Annotated in this window: 3 protein-coding genes; all 3 read right to left on the bottom strand. The window is 63.2% G+C overall.

Annotation, left to right across the window (positions count from 1 at the left end; all coding sequences use genetic code 11):
- Positions 1–69: 69 nt before the first annotated feature.
- The 3 genes from tnpC to tnpA all read right to left on the bottom strand — a co-directional run bounded on the left by tnpC (position 70) and on the right by tnpA (position 2520).
- Positions 70–1596 carry an IS66 family transposase gene (tnpC, locus tag V2S85_RS26990; RefSeq protein ID WP_330705858.1) on the bottom strand — a complete coding sequence of 509 codons (1527 nt, stop codon included), beginning with the start codon at positions 1594–1596 and terminating at the stop codon, positions 70–72.
- 154 nt (positions 1597–1750) lie between these two features.
- Complete coding sequence (gene tnpB, locus V2S85_RS26995) at positions 1751–2104, bottom strand: IS66 family insertion sequence element accessory protein TnpB (protein WP_236549617.1); 354 nt, start codon at positions 2102–2104, stop codon at positions 1751–1753.
- Complete coding sequence (tnpA, locus tag V2S85_RS27000) at positions 2101–2520, bottom strand: IS66-like element accessory protein TnpA (protein WP_159832449.1); 420 nt, start codon at positions 2518–2520, stop codon at positions 2101–2103. The genes tnpB and tnpA overlap by 4 nt, the downstream gene beginning before the upstream one ends.
- Positions 2521–2598: the final 78 nt, after the last annotated feature.

Consider the following 2598-nt stretch of genomic DNA (forward strand, 5'->3'; position numbering starts at 1 on the left):
GTAAGCGGTAAAAATCCTCCACGTTGCGGTTGAACCGCCGCGGCAGGTTTGGCGATGTAATTTTGGTAATCAAGCAGCGGTGACGATGTTGCTTATTTCGAACATGGTTTGCCCGGCGTTTATATTGACCCAGTTGTATGGGAGCAGATCGTCGATCGGATCGGTGTCGGAGCGGCTGATGATCCGGGCGAGGACATCGGAGAGGTAGGCGTAGGGCTCAAGGTCCAGCATCTTGCAAGTTTCGACCAACGAGGCGATCGCAGCCCAGTTTTCGGCGCCGAGTTGGTGGCCGGCGAACAACGCATTTTTTCTCTGGAGAGTCACTGGCCTGATGGCACGTTCGGCGGTGTTGTTGTCGAGCTCGATCCGTCCGTCGTCGAGGAACCGGCTGAAGCCTGCCCAACGTTTAAGCGCATATTTCATCGCGTCGCTCGTCGCCGAACCGGCCATTATGCGGGGGTTGGTGACAGTGAACCAGGCGTGGAGCTTATCGACCAGCGGACGGCTTCGCTCCTGCCGGGCAGCGAGGCGCTCCTCGGCCGGGCGACCGCGGATGTCTTTCTCGATGCGGTAGATCTCGGCGATGCGCTGCAACGCATCCTGAGCGATCGGAGCATCGCTGCCCGCGTCGACAAACTTACGTCGCAGGTGTGCCCAGCAGTAGGATTTCCAGACGCCAGCATTGGCGCGGTCATCCTTGCCGAACTGGTCGTAGGCTTGCCAGGCATCGACCTGCAGGATGCCCTGGTAGGCCCCCAGCAACTGCCTGGCCCATTTGGCTCCGCGGCCGGGCATATAAGTGTAGAGCGCCAGCGGTGGATCGGCACCCCCATGCGCCCGGTCGTCACAGACGATGACCCACATGTAGCCGGTTTTGGCCTTGCCGGTCCCCGGTGCCAGCACCTTGACGGTGGTTTCGTCGACGAACAGCCGTGATCGAGCAAGTGCATCCACGCGCATCCGCTCGACGATCGGCAGCAGCGCCGCAATGCCCCGGCCGACCCAGTTGGCCAGCGTGGCGCGGCTGATCTCGATGCCCTGCCGCGCGAAGATCTTCGACTGGCGGTAAAGCGGAAGGTGGTCGCAGTATTTGTTGATGAGAACATCGGCGATCAGCGCCTCGGTCGGCAAGCCGCCTGGCACCACGCGCGCCGGTGCCGGGGCCTGGTGTACGCCATCGGTACAGCACCGGCATGCATAGCGCGGCCGGATCGTCACCATGACGCGGTGCTGCGCCGGGATGATGTCGAGCCGTTCCGCACGGTCCTCGCCGATCTTGTGCAGCGTGCCACCACAGGCGCATTCCAGGCTGTCGGGTTCGATCACCACCTCGAAGCGCGGCAGATGCGCCGGCAGCGATGCGCGCTGTGTATCGGCGGGCCGGCGTTTGCGAGGCACGAGGCCATGACGCTCGGTTTCTTCGTCTGTCTTATTCTGCAGGCCCTGGGCCTCACCAAGGGCCACGGCCTGGTCTTCCAGCGCGAGTGCGAGCTGATCGGCAGGAAGCTTCTCCGAACGCTTGCCGAAGGTCGTGCGGTTGATCAGTTTGAGGATATGCTCGAGCCGGGCTGCGCGGGCGCGCTCGGCCAGCAACATCGCCTTGAGCTGCTCGACGTCGTCGGGAAGCTCATCGTATCCGGCTTCTGCGCCGGTCGCTGCGGGGAGTTCTGGATGCGCCGCCACACCTGCATTCTAGGGGATTTTGCCCCGCGAGGAACAGCCTTGCGCCAAGCAGAATCAGGCATGCGGCCTACTGCGCATGAAGCGGTTTGGGCACGCGCGGCACGTGCACGCGCGACCAGTCCAACCCCTCGATCAGCGCCGAGGCTTGCGCCGCCGACAGCTTCATCACCCCGTCTCCCGGGCGTGGCCAACGGAAGTTCCCATCGTGCAATCGCTTCGTCACCAGCACCAGCCCAGTGCCGTCCCAGACCAGGAGTTTGATCCGGTCCGCCCTGCGTGCCCGGAAGATAAACAACATGCCTGAGAAGGGATCGAGCCTGAGCTCGCGCTCGACCAGCGAGGCAAGGCCCACCATTCCTTTCCTGAAGTCCACGGGCTGCGTTGCGACCAGTACCTTCAGGGGGCCGGGCGGGATGATCACGCGCTCACCCGCGCGGCCAACAACACCCGTTCGATGTGATCCGCGCTCACGTCGGGCGGGATGCGGATCAACAGCCCGCTTGCCTCGATGATGATTTGGCCGCTCACTGATGGCACTGCCGCGCTGGACAACTCGTCGACCTTCCCGGGCTCGACCATCGCCGGCACAAAGGTCATTGCCTCCGCGCGCTCCCGCAATCCGCGCCGCCATGTGTACAACTGCTGCGGAAACAGCCCATGACGGCGCGCCACCGCCGACACATTGGCACCCGGCTCCAGGCTTTCCGCGATGATCTGCGCCCGCGCCTCGGGCGTCCAGTGCCGCTTGCCCCGCGGGCTTTCGATCACGTCAAGCCGTTGCACCGGACCCGGGGCGTTCGTATCGAAACATGTTTCGAAATCAGTTTCATCTCTCACTGGTAACCTCGCCATTCATTGCGGCGAAACTTAACAACCTCGGAGCATCTGAAAATGTGGGGGATCTTTACCGCTTAC

It is taken from the genome of Novosphingobium resinovorum, assembly GCF_036352595.1.
GTDB lineage: Bacteria > Pseudomonadota > Alphaproteobacteria > Sphingomonadales > Sphingomonadaceae > Novosphingobium > Novosphingobium resinovorum_B.

Excerpts from the sequence above, each read along its gene's own strand:
- tnpC (WP_330705858.1), bottom strand. The coding sequence starts at position 1,596 with ATGTTGCTGGCCGAGCGCGCCCGCGCAGCCCGGCTCGAGCATATCCTC.